Source organism: Stutzerimonas kunmingensis (assembly GCF_014764705.1).
Taxonomy (GTDB): Bacteria; Pseudomonadota; Gammaproteobacteria; order Pseudomonadales; family Pseudomonadaceae; genus Stutzerimonas.
The window spans coordinates 99,444-116,277 of the sequence record NZ_JACXXG010000005.1; the positions used below are offsets into that span (position 1 = coordinate 99,444).

The window sequence follows — 16,834 nt, forward strand, 5'->3', positions numbered from 1 at the left end:
AGGTGAGTCAGGAATGGCTGTAAAGCACTCCAGTGTCCAGCGATGTGCGGCCAAATGGGCCGGCGTCGCGACGACGTCTCCTGCTTGCTGTCGGAACAGAAGCAATGGTTCGGGAGGAGGAATCAGGCATCGGTAGCGGACGGAATGAAGCGTCTGTGAAAGCCTTTGCTACGCAATCCGATGCTGTGCATCTCCACCCAACACGCATACTTTGAAAATCGGGTGCCGCTCGCAGAATCCGGGGAGCGGGTTGTCGATTATCGCGATTCCCATAGGGGGCACGCATCATGTCTTCAAGGCTTGTTTCGCAACTTCTCCGCTACTTGAGGGAAGCTCCGTCGGACGGCCTCACGTCCTAGAACATTTTTTTGCCGGTCTGGGTTGGCGGTATCGCTGGCATCCCTGGACCTGACCGCTTTTGGCGGCGTTCGCGACTATAACAGCAATGTTTAAGTGCTTCAATTCCATGAAAATTGATATGATGCCGCGATGACCAATACCCCCTCCCAGACCTCCGGTGTGCAAATACTCGAGGTCGCGCCGGAACTTGCCGGCCAGCGCATTGATAACTTTCTCCGCAATCAGCTCAAAGGCGTGCCCAAGACGTTGATCTACCGCATCTTGCGCAAGGGCGAGGTGCGTGTGAACAAAGGGCGCATCAAGCCTGAGTACAAGTTGCAAGCCGGTGATCTGGTGCGCGTGCCGCCGCTGCGCCTGGCCGAGCGCGACGAGCCTGAGCCGCTTGCTCAAGGACTGTTGGAAAGGCTGGAAAAGGCCATCGTGCACGAGGACAAGGCGCTCATCGTACTGAATAAACCGGCCGGCATAGCTGTGCATGGTGGTAGCGGGCTCAGCTACGGGGTGATCGAGGCTTTGCGGCAACTGCGTCCTGATGCCAAGGAGCTTGAATTGGTGCATCGACTGGATCGCGATACCTCCGGTCTGCTGATGGTCGCCAAGAAGCGCAGCATGTTGCGCCACCTGCATCAGGCGTTGCGCGGTGACGGTGTAGACAAGCGTTATATGGCTCTGGTGCGTGGTCGCTGGGAAACGTCGAAGAAGCAGGTCAATGCGCCGTTGCTGAAGAACACACTGCGCTCTGGTGAGCGAATGGTCGAGGTGACCGAAGACGGCAAGGAAGCGCTGACATTGTTTCGCGTGCTTCGTCGCTTTGGTGACTTCGCAACGCTAGTGGAGGCCAAGCCAGTTACCGGTCGCACGCACCAGATTCGTGTGCACGCGCGCCATGCCGGGCACAGCATCGCCGGCGACAGCAAGTACGGTGATGAGGAGTTCACTCGCGAGATTCGCGAACTAGGCGGCAAGCGATTGTTCCTGCATGCATACGCGCTGAAGGTTCCCTTGCCTGATGGCGGTGAGTTATCCCTGGAGGCGCCCGTCGACGAAATGTGGGCGCGAACGCTGGAGCGTCTCGGTGAGTGAGTACCGGGTTCTGATATTTGATTGGGATGGCACGCTGGTCGACTCGATCGGGCGTATTGTCGAATCGATACATGTTGCGGCGCAAAATTGTGGTTTGCCGCAGGTCGATGATGCCTCGGTCAAGGGCATCATCGGGTTGGCCTTGCCGGAAGCGATTGGCGTGTTGTATCCGGATCAGGCGGATGTCGCGCTGATCGAGGATTTTCGTCACTGCTATAGCGAGTATTATCTGTCCCTGGAGACCCAGCCTTCAGCTCTTTATCCGGGAGTCGCCAAGGCGTTATCCGAGTTCCGTGACGCCGGGTATATGCTCGCTGTCGCGACTGGAAAGGGGCGTCGCGGCCTTGATCGCGTTTTGGCTGGGCAGGGGTGGGAGGACTTCTTCGATATCACCCGTTGTTCGGACGAGACGGCAAGCAAGCCCGATCCACTGATGATCCACCAGATTCTTTCTCACTGCGGTGCTCGTCCGGAGCAGGCGCTGATGGTCGGTGATTCGGTGTTTGACCTGCAGATGGCTCATCGCGCGGGTGTGGATGGCGTAGCTGTCGCTTATGGCGCACAACCACTGCACATCCTGCAGCAGTGCAAGCCGCGCACTGCGATCAATCATTTTTCGGAGCTTGGTGATTGGCTGCGCTCCTTGGCGGTTTCTGAGGTGAATGCAAATGTCGGATGAGTGGAAGGCTCCGGTAGACGAGTCCAAGGGTGATCGTAATAGCTGGAAGCTGCTGGAGAAGACGCTGCTTGCAGGGGTTCAGGAGCAGCGGCGCGCTAGGCGCTGGGGTATCTTCTTCAAGTTATTGACCTTCATTTACCTGTTCGGCGCGCTGGCACTGTTTTCCCCGGCGCTGCAGTTTGGTTCCAGCAAGGGCGCGGAGGGTAGTCATACGGCGGTCATCAATGTGCGCGGCATGATCGCGGATGAAGAGCCTGCCAGCGCCGATAACGTCGTCGGTGCCTTGCGGGCAGCCTTCGAGGACGCCAATACCAAGGGTGTGGTGCTGCGAATCAACAGCCCGGGGGGCAGTCCGGTGCAGTCGGGCTATATATATGACGAAATCCGGCGTTTGCGCGGCGAACATCCGACCATCAAGGTCTATGCGGTGATTACCGACCTGGGGGCGTCGGGTGCGTACTACATCGCTAGCGCCGCGGACGAAATTTATGCTGACAAGTCCAGTCTGGTGGGGTCGATCGGTGTAACCGCGGCCACCTTTGGCTTCGTTGATACCATGGAAAAGCTCGGCGTCGAGCGGCGTGTCTATACGGCGGGTGAGCACAAGGCTTTTCTGGATCCGTTCCAGCCGGAAAAGCCTGAGGAGACCCAGTTCTGGCGAGGCGTGCTGGCTACCACCCATCAGCAGTTCATCGACAGCGTCAAGCGTGGTCGCGGCGATCGCCTTCAGGAGGAGCAGCATCCGGAGTTGTTCTCAGGTCTGATCTGGTCTGGGGAGCAGGCATTGGAGCTCGGGTTGATCGATGGTTTGGGAAGTACGGCGCATGTCGCGCGCGAGGTGATCGGTGAGCCCGAGCTGGTGGACTTCACTGTCAAAGAGTCGCCGCTGGATCGTTTTACCAAGAAACTTGGTGCTGGCGTCGCCGAACGCTTGGCTGTTCTGGTTGGGGTGCAGGGGCCGGTGTTGCGATAGCAGCCGGCTCGCGCTCACGGAACGTCGTAGCCTGCGTTCAGTAGCATGTCCACTAGGCGGATGAGCGGAAGGCCTACCAGGCTGGTAACGTCCTCGCCTTCGGTGGCGCGGAAAAGACTGATGCCTAATCCTTCAGCCTTGAAACTGCCCGCGCAATCGTAGGGCTTTTCAATTCTCAGATAGCGCTCGATTCGGGCTTCATCTAGTTCTCTGAAGTGTACGGTGAACGGTATGCAGTCGGTCTGAATTCTGCCTGTCGCGCTGTCGAGGAGCGCCAGTCCGGTCAGAAATCGGACGCTGTTGCCGCTGGCGGATTGCAGTTGCTGTTTTGCCCGCTCGAACGTGTGCGGTTTGCCGATAATCTTCGAGTCCAATACTGCAGTCTGATCGGAGCCGATAATCAGGTGATTCGGATACCGCTCGGCAAGCGCTCTGGCCTTCTGCTCGGCGAGTCGGTTTACGAGTTGTTCGGCGCTTTCTCCGGGTAGATGGGTTTCATCGATATCCGGGGCGCAGCTTTCGAACGGCAGTCCCAGCCGGGAGAGCAATTCCTGTCGATAGGGTGAGCTGGATGCAAGCAGCAGGCGGCGCATGATTCCTCCTTTATATACAGGTGCGAGATTGTATGCGTTGCGTCGTGAAGCTGGGCGGAATTCCTTTGACAGGCTGCGGGCGCGTCCCTAGAATGCCGCGCTTATGTTGAAAGGACCGATACCACCGCACGTTGATCCGCGCAAGCTCGCCGACCGAGCGGCCACCCTAGCCGGTGAGCTGCAATTGTCGCAGCTGAAGCGGCTCGCCGATCCTCTTGAAGAGGATCAGGGTGTGGTGCGCGCCAGTTTTGCCTTTGGGCGCGACGAGCAGCGTACTGCGGTTATCCGTAGTCAGCTCGACGTTGAAGTCAAAATGATTTGCCAGCGTTGTCTGGAGCCGGTTGTTCTGCCGATTCACAGCGAGTGCGATTACGCGGTTGTGAATGAAGGGGCGAGCAGCCAGCACCTGCCCAAAGGGTATGACGTGCTGGAAGTGGGAGAGGATCCTCTGGATCTGCTGGCGCTGGTCGAAGACGAGCTGTTGCTCGCTCTGCCGATTGTTCCACTCCATGACCCTGAAATTTGCCAGCCGCCGGTTGGGCCAGATGAGCCTGAACCGAGTGAGGACGAGGTAACGCGGTCCAACCCGTTCAGCGTACTGGCGCAGTTAAAGCGTGACCCAAACGTTTAGGAGTTGATCCAAATGGCTGTTCAGCAGAACAAAAAATCCCGTTCCGCCCGTGACATGCGTCGTTCCCATGACGCTCTCGAGCCGAGCGCGCTGTCCGTGGAAAAGAGCACCGGTGAAGTTCACCTGCGTCACCACGTGTCCCCGGACGGTTTCTACCGTGGTCGCAAGGTGATCGACAAGGGCGCTGACGAGTAATCCTTGTCCGCTCCGGTCATCGCGATCGATGCAATGGGTGGGGACTTCGGTCCCCACTGCATTGTTCCTGCCAGTCTGTCCTGTCTGGCTGAAAGCCCCTCGCTGCATCTGGTCCTTGTCGGCCAATCTTCCCTTCTCGAACAGCTTGTCGCCCAGCATCCTGGGGTCGATCGTTCGCGCCTGAAAATCGTCGATGCGCCTGAAATCATTGGTATGGCTGAACGCCCGGCTCAGGCATTGCGTGGCAAGCCACGCTCTTCCATGCGTATTGCCCTCGAGCAGGTTCGCGACGGTAATGCCAATGCTTGTGTAAGCGCCGGTAACACCGGCGCGCTGATGGCATTGGCGCGCCAGGTTCTGAGAACGCTGCCAGGTATCGATCGGCCGGCGATGGTGACAGCGCTCCCTACGCAGGCTGACCCATGCCTGCTGCTGGACCTGGGCGCAAATGTCGATTGCCCGCCCGAGCAGCTTTTCCAGTTTGCTGTCATGGGGGCTGTGGCGGCCGAATCGCTGGGGCGACAACAGCCTAGGGTCGCGCTGCTGAATGTCGGTACCGAAGAGATCAAGGGCAATCAGCAGGTCAAGCAAGCCGCGCTGCTGTTGCAGCAGGCCGCTGATCTCAACTATCAGGGCTTCATCGAGGGGGATGGTCTGTATCGCGGTGAAGCCGACGTGGTCGTATGCGATGGCTTTGTCGGCAACATATTGCTCAAATCCAGCGAGGGCTTGGCTGGGATGCTGGTCGCCAGAGTCGAGGCGCTTTTCAAACGTTCGCTTGGCGCGCGCATTGTCGGTGCTGTCGTATTGCCGTTGTTGCGCCGTCTGCGGGCGGATCTCAATCCGGCTCAGTACAACGGTGCGAGCTTTCTCGGGCTGCAGGGAATTGTCGTCAAGAGTCATGGTAGTGCCGGCGCGGAGGGCTTCAAAGCAGCGATCCGGCGCGCGGCGCAGGATGTCGAGCATGATCTCCCTGGGCAACTGAGGAGCAGGCTGGGGCATTTTCTGCGGCCGCCTCATCCGTTCGATGATGTGGATGATGTGACCGCAGGTGGTGGCCAGCCATCCAACTGAAATTCGCGACGCCGGTCCCTGGCGTATTCTTCAGACGAACAGAACCACAAGAGAGTCGTTTCATGTCCGCATCACTTGCTTTCGTCTTTCCCGGTCAGGGGTCTCAGTCCCTTGGCATGCTGGCCGAGCTGGGTGCCCAGCAAAGCGTGGTCGTCGATACTTTTGCCGAGGCATCTTCGGCGCTCGGGTACGACCTTTGGGCGTTGACCCAGACCGGTCCGGAAGAACAGCTGAATCAGACCGACAAGACCCAGCCGGCGATTCTTGCCGCCTCCATTGCAATCTGGCGTTTGTGGCAGACAGAAAGCGGCGCGCAGCCCGCATTCGTTGCCGGACACAGCCTCGGTGAGTACTCCGCTCTGGTGGCGGCGGGCAGCCTGCCGTTCGCTGACGCCATCAAGCTGGTTGAATTGCGCGGTCAATTGATGCAGCAGGCAGTGCCGGCCGGGCAGGGCGGCATGGCCGCCATTCTCGGGCTGGAAGATGCCGATGTATTGGCCGCCTGTGCCGAGGCCGCGCAAGGTGAGGTGGTCAGTGCGGTCAACTTCAACGCTCCGGGTCAGGTGGTGATTGCCGGCAGTGCGGCGGCGGTAGAGCGCGCGATCGAAGCGTGCAAGGCCAAGGGTGCCAAGCGTGCGATGGCTTTGCCGGTGAGTGTCCCCTCTCACTGCGATCTGATGCGCCCGGCTGCCGAACGCTTCGCTTCCTCGGTGGAGTCGATCGAATGGCAAGCGCCGCAGATTCCGTTGGTGCAGAACGTCAGCGCAGCAGTCGTCGCGGATCTGGAAGTGCTCAAGCGTGATCTGCTGGCACAGCTCTACAGTCCGGTGCGCTGGGTCGAGTCCATGGTTGCTCTGGGAGACCGTGGCGTCACCTCGCTGGTCGAGTGCGGACCCGGCAAGGTTCTGTCGGGCCTCAACAAACGCTGCGTCAAGGGCGTCAGCACCTACAATCTGGATACCCCCGAGGCCTTCGCGGCCGCTCGTGCCGCATTGGCTTGAACAAGGAGAATGCTATGAATCTGCAAGGTAAGGTGGCGTTGGTAACCGGCGCGAGCCGCGGTATTGGCCAGGCCATTGCCCTTGAGTTGGGCCGCCAGGGCGCGATCGTAATTGGTACTGCGACCACGCCAACCGGCGCCGAGCGCATCGCCGAGACACTGAAGGAAAACGGTATCGAAGGCGCTGGGCTGGTGCTCGATGTTGGCAACGATGAATCTGTCAGCAGCACTCTTGAGCACATTCAGCAGCATCTCGGGCAGCCGGCAATCCTGGTCAACAATGCCGGTATTACCCGCGATAACTTGATGCTGCGCATGAAGGATGATGAGTGGCATGACGTCATCAACACCAACCTGAATAGCCTGTATCGCCTTTCCAAGGCCGTGCTGCGCGGCATGACCAAGGCTCGCTGGGGGCGAATCATCAATATCGGTTCGGTGGTTGGTGCCATGGGCAACGCCGGACAGGTAAACTACGCGGCAGCCAAGGCCGGTCTGGAGGGTTTCAGCCGTGCATTGGCTCGTGAGGTCGGTTCTCGTGGTATCACGGTAAATTCCGTGGCGCCTGGTTTCATTGATACCGACATGACTCGCGAGTTGCCGGAAGCCCAGCGTGATGCGCTCGTGGGGCAGATTCCCCTGGGACGTCTCGGTCAGGCCGAAGAAATTGCAAAGGTCGTTGCGTTTCTCGCTTCGGACGGCGCTGCCTACGTCACCGGTGCTACCGTTCCGGTGAATGGCGGCATGTACATGAGCTGAGTGTGACGCCTACGCAGGAGGACAGTCTTAGAGGCTGTCTTTAAATTAGCTATAAAACCGCAGCTGGTTTATAGACAGAAGGTTGAAGGCGGCGTCATGCTTGCCTGCTTCCAGCTTGAAATGCGGAAAACGCTTTCTATACACTACCGCGCAAACCAGCTGCCTGATTTTTCCATAGGAGTGAAAACAAGGTATGAGCACCATCGAAGAACGCGTCAAGAAAATCGTTGCCGAGCAACTTGGCGTTAAAGAAGAGGAAGTAACCAACAGCGCTTCCTTCGTCGAAGACCTGGGTGCCGACTCTCTTGACACCGTTGAGCTGGTGATGGCTCTGGAAGAGGAATTCGAGACCGAGATCCCGGACGAGCAAGCTGAGAAGATCACCACCGTTCAGGAAGCCATCGATTACATCAACGCGCACGCGCAGTAAGTTGTAATCTGCTTCAGAAACAGGAACAGCCGCACTGCCTTTGAACGAGGTAGTGCGGCTTTTCTTTGAGAGGGATTCATCCAGGTCGCGGGGGCTCCATTGCACCCAACCGGGGATGGTTCCTGTCTTGGCGGGAACCGAGCCAAGTACGTTTAGGTATAGGAGTAATCGCTGTGTCGCGTAGACGCGTCGTAGTCACCGGGATGGGCATGCTATCGCCACTGGGTAACGATGTGCCAAGCAGCTGGCAGGGAATTCTCGCCGGCCGCAGTGGTATCGGCCTGATCGAGCACATGGATCTTTCTGCCTATTCCACTCGTTTTGGCGGGTCGATCAAAAGCTTCGATGTCGAGCAGTATCTGCCGGCAAAAGAGGCACGCAAACTCGACCTCTTCATTCAGTACGGCCTTGCCGCGAGTTTCCAGGCGGTGCGTGATTCCGGGCTGGAGGTCACTGACGCCAATCGGGAGCGCATCGGCGTCGCGATGGGGTCCGGTATCGGCGGCCTGACCAATATCGAAAACAGCTGCAAGGCACTTATCGAGCAAGGTCCGCGGCGTATATCTCCCTTCTTCGTGCCGGGCTCCATCATCAACATGGTGTCTGGTTTCCTGTCGATCCATCTGGGATTGCAGGGCCCCAACTATGCGATCGCTACCGCCTGTACCACGGGCACCCACTGCATTGGCATGGCCGCCCGTAACATTGCCTATGGCGAGGCGGATGTCATGGTGGCCGGCGGTTCCGAGATGGCTGCCAGTGGGCTTGGTATCGGAGGCTTTGCAGCAGCACGCGCACTGTCCACCCGCAACGATGACCCGGCGGCTGCGAGCCGGCCCTGGGACAAGGGGCGCGACGGTTTCGTCCTCTCCGATGGTGCCGGTGCGCTAGTGCTGGAGGAGCTGGAGCATGCCAAGGCCCGGGGGGCGCACATCTATGCCGAACTGATCGGTTTCGGCATGAGCGCCGATGCGTTCCACATGACCTCGCCGCCCGACGACGGCGCCGGTGCTGCGCGCTGCATCCGCAATGCGCTGAAGGACTCCCAGTTGAATGTCGATCAGGTGCATTACATCAATGCACACGGCACCTCGACTCCCGCAGGTGACAAGGCCGAGGCTGCTGCTATTCGCAGCGTATTCGGTGATCACGCCTATGAGCTGTCGGTCAGTTCGACCAAATCCATGGTCGGCCACCTGCTGGGTGCTGCCGGTGCGGTGGAAGCGATCTTCAGTGTTCTGGCTATTCGTGATCAGGTCGCTCCGCCGACCATCAATCTGCATGAGCCGGATGAAGGCTGCGACCTTGATTTCGTTCCGCACGAGGCCAAGCCCCGACCGATCGAAGTGGCGGTGTCCAACTCGTTCGGTTTTGGCGGAACCAACGGTTCGCTGGTATTCCGCCGGTTCGCCGAGTGACATTGAGCTGGCTGAACGGGGAGCCCTGTGATGGGCTGCCCATTCATGATCGAGGACTGGCCTACGGCGATGGGCTGTTCGAGACTATTCGCGTCGCAGGTGGCCAGGCGCGGTTGGTCGAACGCCATCTGCAGCGGCTGCAAGATGGGTGTGAGCGCCTCGCCATTCCCGTTGATGCAAATCTGCTGCGCAATGAGCTGATGCGCTTCTGCCGGGCACTGGGGCAGGGCGTCGCCAAGCTCATCGTCACGCGTGGCGCCGGACAGCGTGGTTATGCAACGCCACAGCCGTGTCAGCCGCAGCGTCTGCTGTTAGGCTCGTCCTCTCCATCTTATCCGCCACAGCATGCTGAAACCGGCATCAGGCTATTTCCGTGCGAGACCCGGCTTGCCGAGCAACCGCGACTCGCCGGCATCAAGCATCTGAATCGCCTGGAACAGGTGTTGGCGCGTGCCGAGTGGCATGATCCGGTCTACGCGGAAGGGTTGATGCGCGATATGTCCGGCCGAGTGGTGGAGGGCGTTTTCAGCAATCTGTTCATCGTGGAAGCCGGAAAACTGCGTACCGCGCCGCTGACTCGTTGCGGAGTCGCTGGGGTCATGCGTGCGGAGATCATTGCGCGCGCAGCACAGCACGGGCTCCCGGTCGTGATCGACGACATCAACTATGCCGAGCTTGTGCAGGCCGATGAGGTATTCCTCTGCAACAGCCTTTACGGCATCTGGCCCGTGACAGCTTTGGCCGAGTGCGTCTGGCCCGTCGGTCCGCTGACCCGTAAACTGCAGTCCGTTGTCGCCGACCTGTTGAGTGATTCGTGATCCGTATAATTCTTGTTCTTCTGCTGACAGTGTTGCTGTTGGCGGCGATTGCGCTCGGGCTGTTCACCTGGAAACAGCATGCTGCGCTCGAGCAGCCTCTGGCCGTTACCGACGAGGCCCTGCTGCTCGACGTGCGTCCGGGCGATACGCCCAGTGGCGTACTTCAGCGGTTGGAGGCCGAAGGCGTATTGGAGGATGCCTTCTGGTTGCGTTTGTATTGGCGTTTGAACCTGTCCGGGCAGAGCTTGCACACCGGCGAGTATCGCCTGACCCCCACTATGACGGCGCGGGACATGATCGGGCTTTGGCAGCGTGGCGAAGTGGTGCAATACAGCCTGACTCTGGTCGAGGGCTGGAACTTCCGCCAGTTGCGTAGCGCCCTGCAGAATCAGCCCAAGCTGGAGCAAACCCTGGATGGTTTGACTGATGCCGAAATCATGTCGCGCATAGGTGCGTCGGGCCAGCACCCGGAAGGACGCTTCTTCCCAGATACCTATCGTTTCACCCGCGGCACATCCGATGCAGACCTCTTGCGCCGTGCCTACGCCCGGCTGGAGCAGGTCCTCGAGGAGGAGTGGCAGCAGCGTGCCAGGGAGCTACCGTACAAGGACGCTTATCAGGCGCTGATCATGGCCTCGATCATCGAGAAGGAAACCGGCGTGCCCGGCGAGCGTGGAGAGATTGCCGGCGTCTTTGTGCGCAGGCTGGCGCGGGGCATGCTGCTGCAGACCGACCCAACCGTTATCTACGGCATGGGTGAGAAGTACAAGGGCCGGATCACCCGCGCCGATCTGCGCACGCCGACACGCTACAATACCTACACCAATGCCGGCCTGCCGCCGACCCCGATCGCGATGGTCGGGCGCGAGGCGATCCACGCCGCGCTGCATCCGGCGGATGGCACCAGTCTCTACTTCGTCGCCCGTGGCGATGGCAGCCATGTTTTCAGCGATACGCTCAATCAGCACAACCGTGCGGTGCGCGAGTATCAGCTCAAGCGCCGTGCCGACTACCGCTCCAGCCCGCCGCCACGGCAGGCACCGGCGGACAACGGAAACGTACAATGAAAGGACTCTTCGTGACCCTCGAAGGCCCTGAAGGGGCCGGCAAGAGCACCAATCGTGAATATCTCGCCGAGCGCCTGCGCGCATGTGGCGTGGATGTCGTGCTGACCCGTGAGCCCGGTGGGACGCCGCTGGCCGAGCGTATCCGCGAGCTGCTTCTCACCCCGGCCGACGAGCCGATGGCGGTGGATACCGAGTTGCTGCTGGTCTTCGCCGCACGTGCTCAGCATCTCGCGCAGGTCATACGCCCGGCACTGGAGCGCGGGGCGGTGGTGCTCTGCGATCGTTTCACCGATGCCACCTATGCCTATCAGGGCGGGGGTCGAGGGCTCTCTATCGAGCGGATCGCCCAGCTGGAAGCCTTCGTGCAGGGTGAGCTGCGACCTGATCTGACCTTGATCTTCGACCTGCCGGTCGAGGTGGGGCTGGCCCGTGCTGCGGCGCGCGGTCGTCTGGATCGCTTCGAACAGGAAGGCCTCCGCTTTTTCGAATCGGTACGGCGCGCCTATCTGGAGCGCGCCAAGGCTGCGCCGTCGCGCTATCGAATCATCGATGCAGGGCAGCCATTGAATGTCGTGCAGCAGGATGTACAGGCCCTGATTCCCGACCTGATGGGGCGCCTCGATGGCTGACGTCCTCCCCTGGCAAGCGGAGCTCTGGCGGCAGCTGGCAGGTCGTACGCAGCATGCTCACGCTTACCTGCTGCACGGTCCTGGCGGCATCGGCAAGCGGCAGCTCGCCGAGCAATTGATGGCGCTGCTGCTTTGCCAGCGGCCCGTGAACGCCACGGCCTGTGGTGAATGCAAGGCTTGTCAGCTGTTGGCTGCACATACGCACCCGGACCATTACATACTCGAGCCGGAAGAGGTCGACAAGGCCATACGGGTCGACCAGGTGCGTGATCTGGTCGGCTTCGTCACCCAGACTGCGCAGCTGGGTGGGCGCAAGGTGATACTGCTGGAGCCCGCCGAGGCGATGAATCTCAATGCGGCCAACGCATTGCTCAAGAGCCTTGAGGAGCCCTCCGGCGATACGGTACTGCTGCTCATCAGTCACCAGCCGAGTCGCCTGTTGCCGACCATCAAGAGCCGTTGCGTGCAGCAGGCCTGCCCTCTGCCGGGACGGCAACAGAGTCTCGACTGGCTGGCTGGACAGCTCCCCGAGCTGGCAGCGGAGCTGCGTGAGCAGCTACTGACACTGGCGGCGGGGTCACCTCTGGCCGCCTTGAAGTTGCATGAGCAGAAAGTACTGGATTTGCGCGCGCAGGTTGTCGACAGCGTGAAGAAGCTGCTCAAGCAGCAACAGTCACCCAGTCAGCTGGCTGAGGGCTGGAATGCGCTGCCGCTGATCCTGCTGTTCGACTGGTTTTGCGAGTGGACGCATCTGATCCTGCGGTATCAGATGGCCGGTGATGATGCTGAGCTCGGTGCAGCCGATATGCAGAAGGTGTTGCAGTACCTTGCGCAGAAGTCAGCGCAACACAAAGTGATGGCGCTGCAGGACTGGCTGCTCGAACATCGGCAAAAAGTGCTAGGCAAAGCCAACCTCAACCGTGTGTTGCTTCTCGAAGCGCTGCTGGTGCAGTGGGCAACGCTGCCCGGCGCGGGCTAGAATCGACTGGAATTTTCGTTAGGAACACCGCATGAGCCTGCCAGCAAATCTTGGTCCGCGTAATGGCATCCTGTCCCTGACCATCAAGGACAAGTCGGTGCTCTATGCCGCGTTCATGCCCTTCATCAAGCATGGAGGTCTGTTCATCCCGACCAACAAGAGCTACAAGCTTGGCGACGAAGTGTTCATGCTGCTCAACCTGATGGACGAGCCGGAAAAGATTCCCGTTGCCGGCAAGGTCGTCTGGATCACCCCAAAGGGTGCCCAGGGCAGTCGCGCTGCGGGAATTGGCGTGCAGTTCAACGAAGGCGACAGTACCGCACGCAACAAGATCGAAACCTATCTAGCCGGTGCGCTCAAATCCGACCGTCCGACCCACACGATGTAACGCTCTGAGTCACTGAACGTCATCCCTCGCCAGACGGCAGGGTGTTCGTTGGCCTTTCCTGACAACCGGCCATTTGCTCTACAATCGCCCCTTTTTCGCGATAGCAAGTAGTGCATTTCATGCTGGTAGATTCCCACTGTCACCTTGACCGACTCGACCTGACCGCACATGACGGTTCACTGGATGCCGCGTTGGACGCTGCGCGCTCGCGCGGTGTCGGGCATTTCCTCTGCATCGGCGTTAGCGCCGACAACGCAGCGACGGTCAGATCGCTGTCCGAGCGCCATGCCGACGTGGATTGCTCGATCGGTGTTCATCCTCTGGATCTCGAGCCGACGAGCCAGCCGGTGCTGGACTGGTTGCTTGGCGAGCTCCAGCATCCGCATGTGGTTGCCATTGGTGAAACCGGTCTGGATTACCACTACGAGCCCGAAGCTGCGCAGATGCAGCAGCAGTCCTTCCGGCTGCATCTTGAAGCAGCCAGGCTGACCGGCAAACCGGTCATCGTGCACACCCGGGCTGCCCGCGCCGATACGCTGGATCTGCTGCGTGAAGCGGCGCTGCCGCAGGCGGGTGTATTGCATTGCTTTACCGAGGACTGGGACATGGCCAAGGCTGCGCTTGATCTCGGTTTCTATATCTCGCTGTCGGGGATCGTCACGTTCCGCAATGCCGATGCGCTGCGCGATGTGGCCCGCAGAGTTCCGGCTGATCGCTTGCTGGTCGAAACCGATTCGCCGTATCTGGCGCCGGTTCCCCACCGTGGCAAAGCCAACCTGCCGCAGTATGTGCGGGAGGTCGCCGAGTTTGTTGCGGAGTTGCGTGGCGTTCCGTTCGAGGCTCTGGCTGAGCAAACCACTGCCAACTTCAAGACACTGTTCCCGCTGGCCAGGGTGCGCAGCTGACGTCGCCGCCGCGCAGGGTTGATGCTTTCCAGCACGTCCGGTGCGCTGCGTTCTTTCTCGCCGACACGAGCGGCGCTTTTCTTGCCCTGAAGATCCACAAGGTGGCGTATGACCGCTGAAACGCTGCACACCGGACCGCTCCAGCGCGGTCTGAAGAATCGCCATATCCAGCTGATCGCCCTGGGCGGAGCGATTGGAACGGGACTGTTCCTGGGCTCGGCCGGAGTTCTGAGAAGTGCCGGCCCGTCGATGATCCTGGGTTATGCGATCGGCGGCTTCATCGCTTTTCTGATCATGCGCCAGCTGGGGGAGATGATCGTCGAGGAGCCGGTCGCAGGGTCGTTCAGCCATTTTGCACACAAATATGGCGGCGGTTATGCGGGGTTCCTTTCCGGCTGGAACTACTGGGTGCTGTACGTCCTGGTGGGCATGGCCGAGCTGACGGCGGTCGGCAAGTACGTACAGTTCTGGTGGCCTGATATTCCCGCCTGGGCCACAGCCGCTGCGTTCTTCGTGCTGATCAATCTGATCAATCTCAGCAACGTCAAGGCTTTCGGTGAGGCCGAGTTCTGGTTTGCCATCGTCAAGGTCGCCGCCATCGTCGGCATGATCCTGCTCGGGCTTTTCCTGCTGGTCAGTGGCCAGGGGGGCGAGCAGGCAAGCATCAGCAACCTGTGGACGCACGGTGGCTTCTTCCCTAACGGCTTCAGCGGCATGCTGCTGGCGCTGGCGATCATCATGTTCTCCTTCGGTGGACTGGAGCTAGTCGGCATCACGGCGGCAGAAGCGGCGGAGCCAAAAACCGTGATTCCCAAGGCGATCAATCAGGTCGTCTATCGCATTCTGATCTTCTACATAGGCGCGCTGACGGTGCTGCTGGCGCTGTATCCCTGGGACGCGCTGTTGCAGACGCTGGGCTCCGCGGGCGACCCCTACAGCGGCAGCCCCTTCGTGCAGATATTTTCGCTGATCGGCAGCGATACGGCGGCGCTTCTGCTGAACTTCGTCGTGCTGACGGCTGCGCTTTCGGTCTATAACAGCGGCGTGTATTGCAACAGCCGTATGCTGTACGGCCTGGCAGAGCAGGGCGATGCGCCGCGCAGCCTGATGAAGATCAATGCCCGGGGTGTCCCGGTGCTAGCGGTGGGCGTGTCGGCCCTGGTAACCCTGCTCTGCGTGGCGGTGAACTACCTGTTTCCGCAGGGCGCGCTCGAACTGCTGATGTCCCTTGCGGTGGCTGCGCTGGTAATCAACTGGGCGATGATCAGCCTTGCGCACCTGAAATTTCGTCGCGCCATGCAGCGCCAGGGCGTTGAGCCGAGCTTCAAGGCGTTCTGGTTCCCGCTGAGCAATTACCTGTGCCTGGCCTTCGTCAGCGGGATCCTGGTCATCATGCTGTGGCTGCCCGGCATCCGCATGTCGGTGTTCGCGATTCCGGTCTGGGTCGGGTTTCTCTGGCTGTGCTACCGGCTGCGGACTCGTTTGCTGGCGCAGCCCCAGACCTGAGAGCAAAAAAAACCCGGTTTCCAGGGAAGCCGGGCCAAGACCATTAGGAGTATGAAATCGCAATCCTAGCGACCTCATCTGGCTGGGCAGTGGGGGGATTGCCCGGCCAGTTACTCAAGTATTAACGCTGCTCCGCGGGTTTGCCGGCGGATTTCCCTGATTTTTAAACGCATTTGGAATACAAGTCTCGCTGGCTGATCGCCTTCAGTGCGCAGCCAGGTCATGCAAAAGGCCTAGCGTTTCGTCTATGACGTGCTCCGGCGTGTAGAAATGTGGCGAGAAGCGGATGCCGCCGCCGCGTTGTGCACACACCACCTGTTCAGTCTTGAGTCGCTCGAACAGAGTGGCATTGGGCCAACCGTCGAGGCGGAACGTGACGATGCCGGAGCGTCTCTCCGCTTGGCCTGGCGAGAGGGTTTCTACTCCTTTCAGCTTGCTGATCCCGTGAGTCAGCCACTCGATTCGCTCGTCCAGCGATCGGGCGACTTGCTCCATCCCCACGTCCTCCAGCAGCGACAGGCTGGCTTCGAGTGCCATTGCCCCCAGCATGTTCGGGCTGCCGCACTCGAACCGCCTGGCACTGCGTGCGGGCTCCCAGTCGCTACGGTCGTAATCGCCGGCGTGCTCCAGCATGTGCCAGCCGTACTCGTGCAGTTTCAGTTGCTCGCGTAGGTCGCTGCGACAATAGAAAACACCGAGTCCTTCCGGGCCGAGCATCCACTTGTGACCATCCGCCATGGCGAAGGCGCAACGGTTCTGCTGGACATCGAAGGGCAGGGCGCCCAATTGCTGGATTGCATCGATGCACAGAAGCACGCCGCGTTGCTCGCAGCCTTCGCCCAGGCGCGGAAGATCCAATCGCATGCCGCTCGCATATTGCACGGCGCTGATCGACATCAGGCGTACCCGAGGACCACACGCTGCAAGGAGGTCAGCCTCGGGATCGACACCCTTGAGACTGACCTGAATGACTTCCACGCCGAGCGGCCGCAATGCCTCCCAGACCACCCGATTGGACGGAAACTCCTGGTCGCTGATCACGATCTGGTCACCGCTTTTCCAGTCCAGCCCGAAGGCGACGAATGAGAGCGCTTCGGAAGTGTTCTTGACCAGCGCCACATCGGCACTGCTCGGCGCGTTGAGCAGTCGCGTCAGGCGTTGGCGCAGGCTGCGTTCCACTGTGAGCCATTCGGGGTAGTCGCGCGCGCCCAAGGTTGCATTCTGCTCGGCAAAGGCGCTCACGGCCCGAGCGGCCCGCCTGGGCCAGGGAGCGACGGCAGCATGGTTCAGATATCGCAAACCGACTATTTGCGGGAATTCGTCATTTATTTGAATCATGGTTGGATG

19 protein-coding genes are annotated in these 16,834 nt (G+C 60.2%); 17 read left to right on the forward strand and 2 right to left on the reverse strand.

Translation table 11 applies throughout. The features are described 5' to 3' along the window. Positions 1 to 489 precede the first annotated feature (489 nt). The 3 genes from rluC to sppA are packed head-to-tail and all read left to right on the forward strand — an operon-like array spanning position 490 to position 3,095. A complete protein-coding gene (gene rluC, locus IEG05_RS06595; RefSeq protein ID WP_014820901.1) occupies positions 490 to 1,443 on the forward strand; it encodes a 23S rRNA pseudouridine(955/2504/2580) synthase RluC in 954 nt (317 codons plus the stop codon). Beyond that, positions 1,436 to 2,122 (forward strand): HAD-IA family hydrolase, encoded by a 687-nt coding sequence (locus IEG05_RS06600; RefSeq protein WP_023446723.1) that lies wholly within the window; start codon positions 1,436 to 1,438, stop codon positions 2,120 to 2,122. The genes rluC and IEG05_RS06600 overlap by 8 nt, the downstream gene beginning before the upstream one ends. Continuing rightward, positions 2,112 to 3,095 (forward strand): signal peptide peptidase SppA, encoded by a 984-nt coding sequence (gene sppA, locus IEG05_RS06605; RefSeq protein ID WP_046618625.1) that lies wholly within the window; start codon positions 2,112 to 2,114, stop codon positions 3,093 to 3,095. The genes IEG05_RS06600 and sppA overlap by 11 nt, the downstream gene beginning before the upstream one ends. 14 nt (positions 3,096 to 3,109) lie before the next feature. On the opposite strand, the gene IEG05_RS06610 is transcribed toward sppA, so the two are convergent. Beyond that, positions 3,110 to 3,688, reverse strand: a complete 579-nt coding sequence (locus tag IEG05_RS06610; RefSeq protein WP_046618623.1) for a Maf family protein — start codon at positions 3,686 to 3,688, stop codon at positions 3,110 to 3,112. Positions 3,689 to 3,791: 103 nt separating this feature from the next. On the opposite strand from IEG05_RS06610, the gene IEG05_RS06615 reads away from it, so the two are divergent. The 14 genes from IEG05_RS06615 (at position 3,792) to IEG05_RS06680 (ending at position 15,487) form a co-directional block, all read left to right on the forward strand. Continuing rightward, complete coding sequence (locus IEG05_RS06615) at positions 3,792 to 4,319, forward strand: YceD family protein (protein ID WP_080950564.1); 528 nt, start codon at positions 3,792 to 3,794, stop codon at positions 4,317 to 4,319. 12 nt (positions 4,320 to 4,331) lie between these two features. After that, positions 4,332 to 4,514, forward strand: a complete 183-nt coding sequence (gene rpmF / locus IEG05_RS06620) for a 50S ribosomal protein L32 (RefSeq protein WP_046618619.1) — start codon at positions 4,332 to 4,334, stop codon at positions 4,512 to 4,514. Between the two features lie 3 nt (positions 4,515 to 4,517). Beyond that, the gene (gene plsX / locus IEG05_RS06625) at positions 4,518 to 5,588 is read left to right on the forward strand and encodes a phosphate acyltransferase PlsX (RefSeq protein ID WP_046618617.1); all 1,071 of its coding nucleotides are present in this window, start codon (positions 4,518 to 4,520) and stop codon (positions 5,586 to 5,588) included. A 62-nt stretch (positions 5,589 to 5,650) separates the two neighbouring features. Next, positions 5,651 to 6,589 (forward strand): ACP S-malonyltransferase, encoded by a 939-nt coding sequence (fabD, locus tag IEG05_RS06630; protein ID WP_042922584.1) that lies wholly within the window; start codon positions 5,651 to 5,653, stop codon positions 6,587 to 6,589. Positions 6,590 to 6,603: 14 nt separating this feature from the next. Continuing rightward, on the forward strand, positions 6,604 to 7,347 hold the full coding sequence (gene fabG, locus IEG05_RS06635) for a 3-oxoacyl-ACP reductase FabG (RefSeq protein ID WP_042922585.1): 744 nt from the start codon (positions 6,604 to 6,606) through the stop codon (positions 7,345 to 7,347). 193 nt (positions 7,348 to 7,540) lie between these two features. Next, a complete protein-coding gene (gene acpP, locus IEG05_RS06640) occupies positions 7,541 to 7,777 on the forward strand; it encodes an acyl carrier protein (protein WP_003283670.1) in 237 nt (78 codons plus the stop codon). 173 nt (positions 7,778 to 7,950) lie between these two features. Further along, entirely contained in the window at positions 7,951 to 9,195 is a 1,245-nt protein-coding gene (fabF, locus tag IEG05_RS06645; protein WP_044316189.1) for a beta-ketoacyl-ACP synthase II, read from the forward strand. A gap of 2 nt (positions 9,196 to 9,197) precedes the next feature. Beyond that, a complete protein-coding gene (pabC, locus tag IEG05_RS06650; RefSeq protein WP_046618615.1) occupies positions 9,198 to 10,013 on the forward strand; it encodes an aminodeoxychorismate lyase in 816 nt (271 codons plus the stop codon). After that, positions 10,010 to 11,080 carry an endolytic transglycosylase MltG gene (mltG, locus tag IEG05_RS06655; RefSeq protein ID WP_046618613.1) on the forward strand — a complete coding sequence of 357 codons (1,071 nt, stop codon included), beginning with the start codon at positions 10,010 to 10,012 and terminating at the stop codon, positions 11,078 to 11,080. Before pabC ends, mltG begins: the two co-directional genes overlap by 4 nt. Continuing rightward, entirely contained in the window at positions 11,077 to 11,709 is a 633-nt protein-coding gene (gene tmk, locus IEG05_RS06660) for a dTMP kinase (RefSeq protein ID WP_041014478.1), read from the forward strand. Before mltG ends, tmk begins: the two co-directional genes overlap by 4 nt. Further along, positions 11,702 to 12,688, forward strand: a complete 987-nt coding sequence (locus IEG05_RS06665) for a DNA polymerase III subunit delta' (RefSeq protein WP_014820889.1) — start codon at positions 11,702 to 11,704, stop codon at positions 12,686 to 12,688. The genes tmk and IEG05_RS06665 overlap by 8 nt, the downstream gene beginning before the upstream one ends. Positions 12,689 to 12,719: 31 nt before the next feature. After that, positions 12,720 to 13,076 (forward strand): PilZ domain-containing protein, encoded by a 357-nt coding sequence (locus tag IEG05_RS06670; protein ID WP_003283656.1) that lies wholly within the window; start codon positions 12,720 to 12,722, stop codon positions 13,074 to 13,076. Positions 13,077 to 13,195: 119 nt separating this feature from the next. Continuing rightward, positions 13,196 to 13,981 carry a TatD family hydrolase gene (locus tag IEG05_RS06675; protein WP_014820888.1) on the forward strand — a complete coding sequence of 262 codons (786 nt, stop codon included), beginning with the start codon at positions 13,196 to 13,198 and terminating at the stop codon, positions 13,979 to 13,981. Between the two features lie 108 nt (positions 13,982 to 14,089). Then, positions 14,090 to 15,487, forward strand: coding sequence for an amino acid permease (locus IEG05_RS06680; RefSeq protein ID WP_046618611.1), 1,398 nt, complete (start codon positions 14,090 to 14,092; stop codon positions 15,485 to 15,487). 204 nt (positions 15,488 to 15,691) lie between these two features. On the opposite strand, the gene IEG05_RS06685 is transcribed toward IEG05_RS06680, so the two are convergent. Then, on the reverse strand, positions 15,692 to 16,825 hold the full coding sequence (locus tag IEG05_RS06685; RefSeq protein ID WP_014820886.1) for an aminotransferase class V-fold PLP-dependent enzyme: 1,134 nt from the start codon (positions 16,823 to 16,825) through the stop codon (positions 15,692 to 15,694). Positions 16,826 to 16,834: the final 9 nt, after the last annotated feature.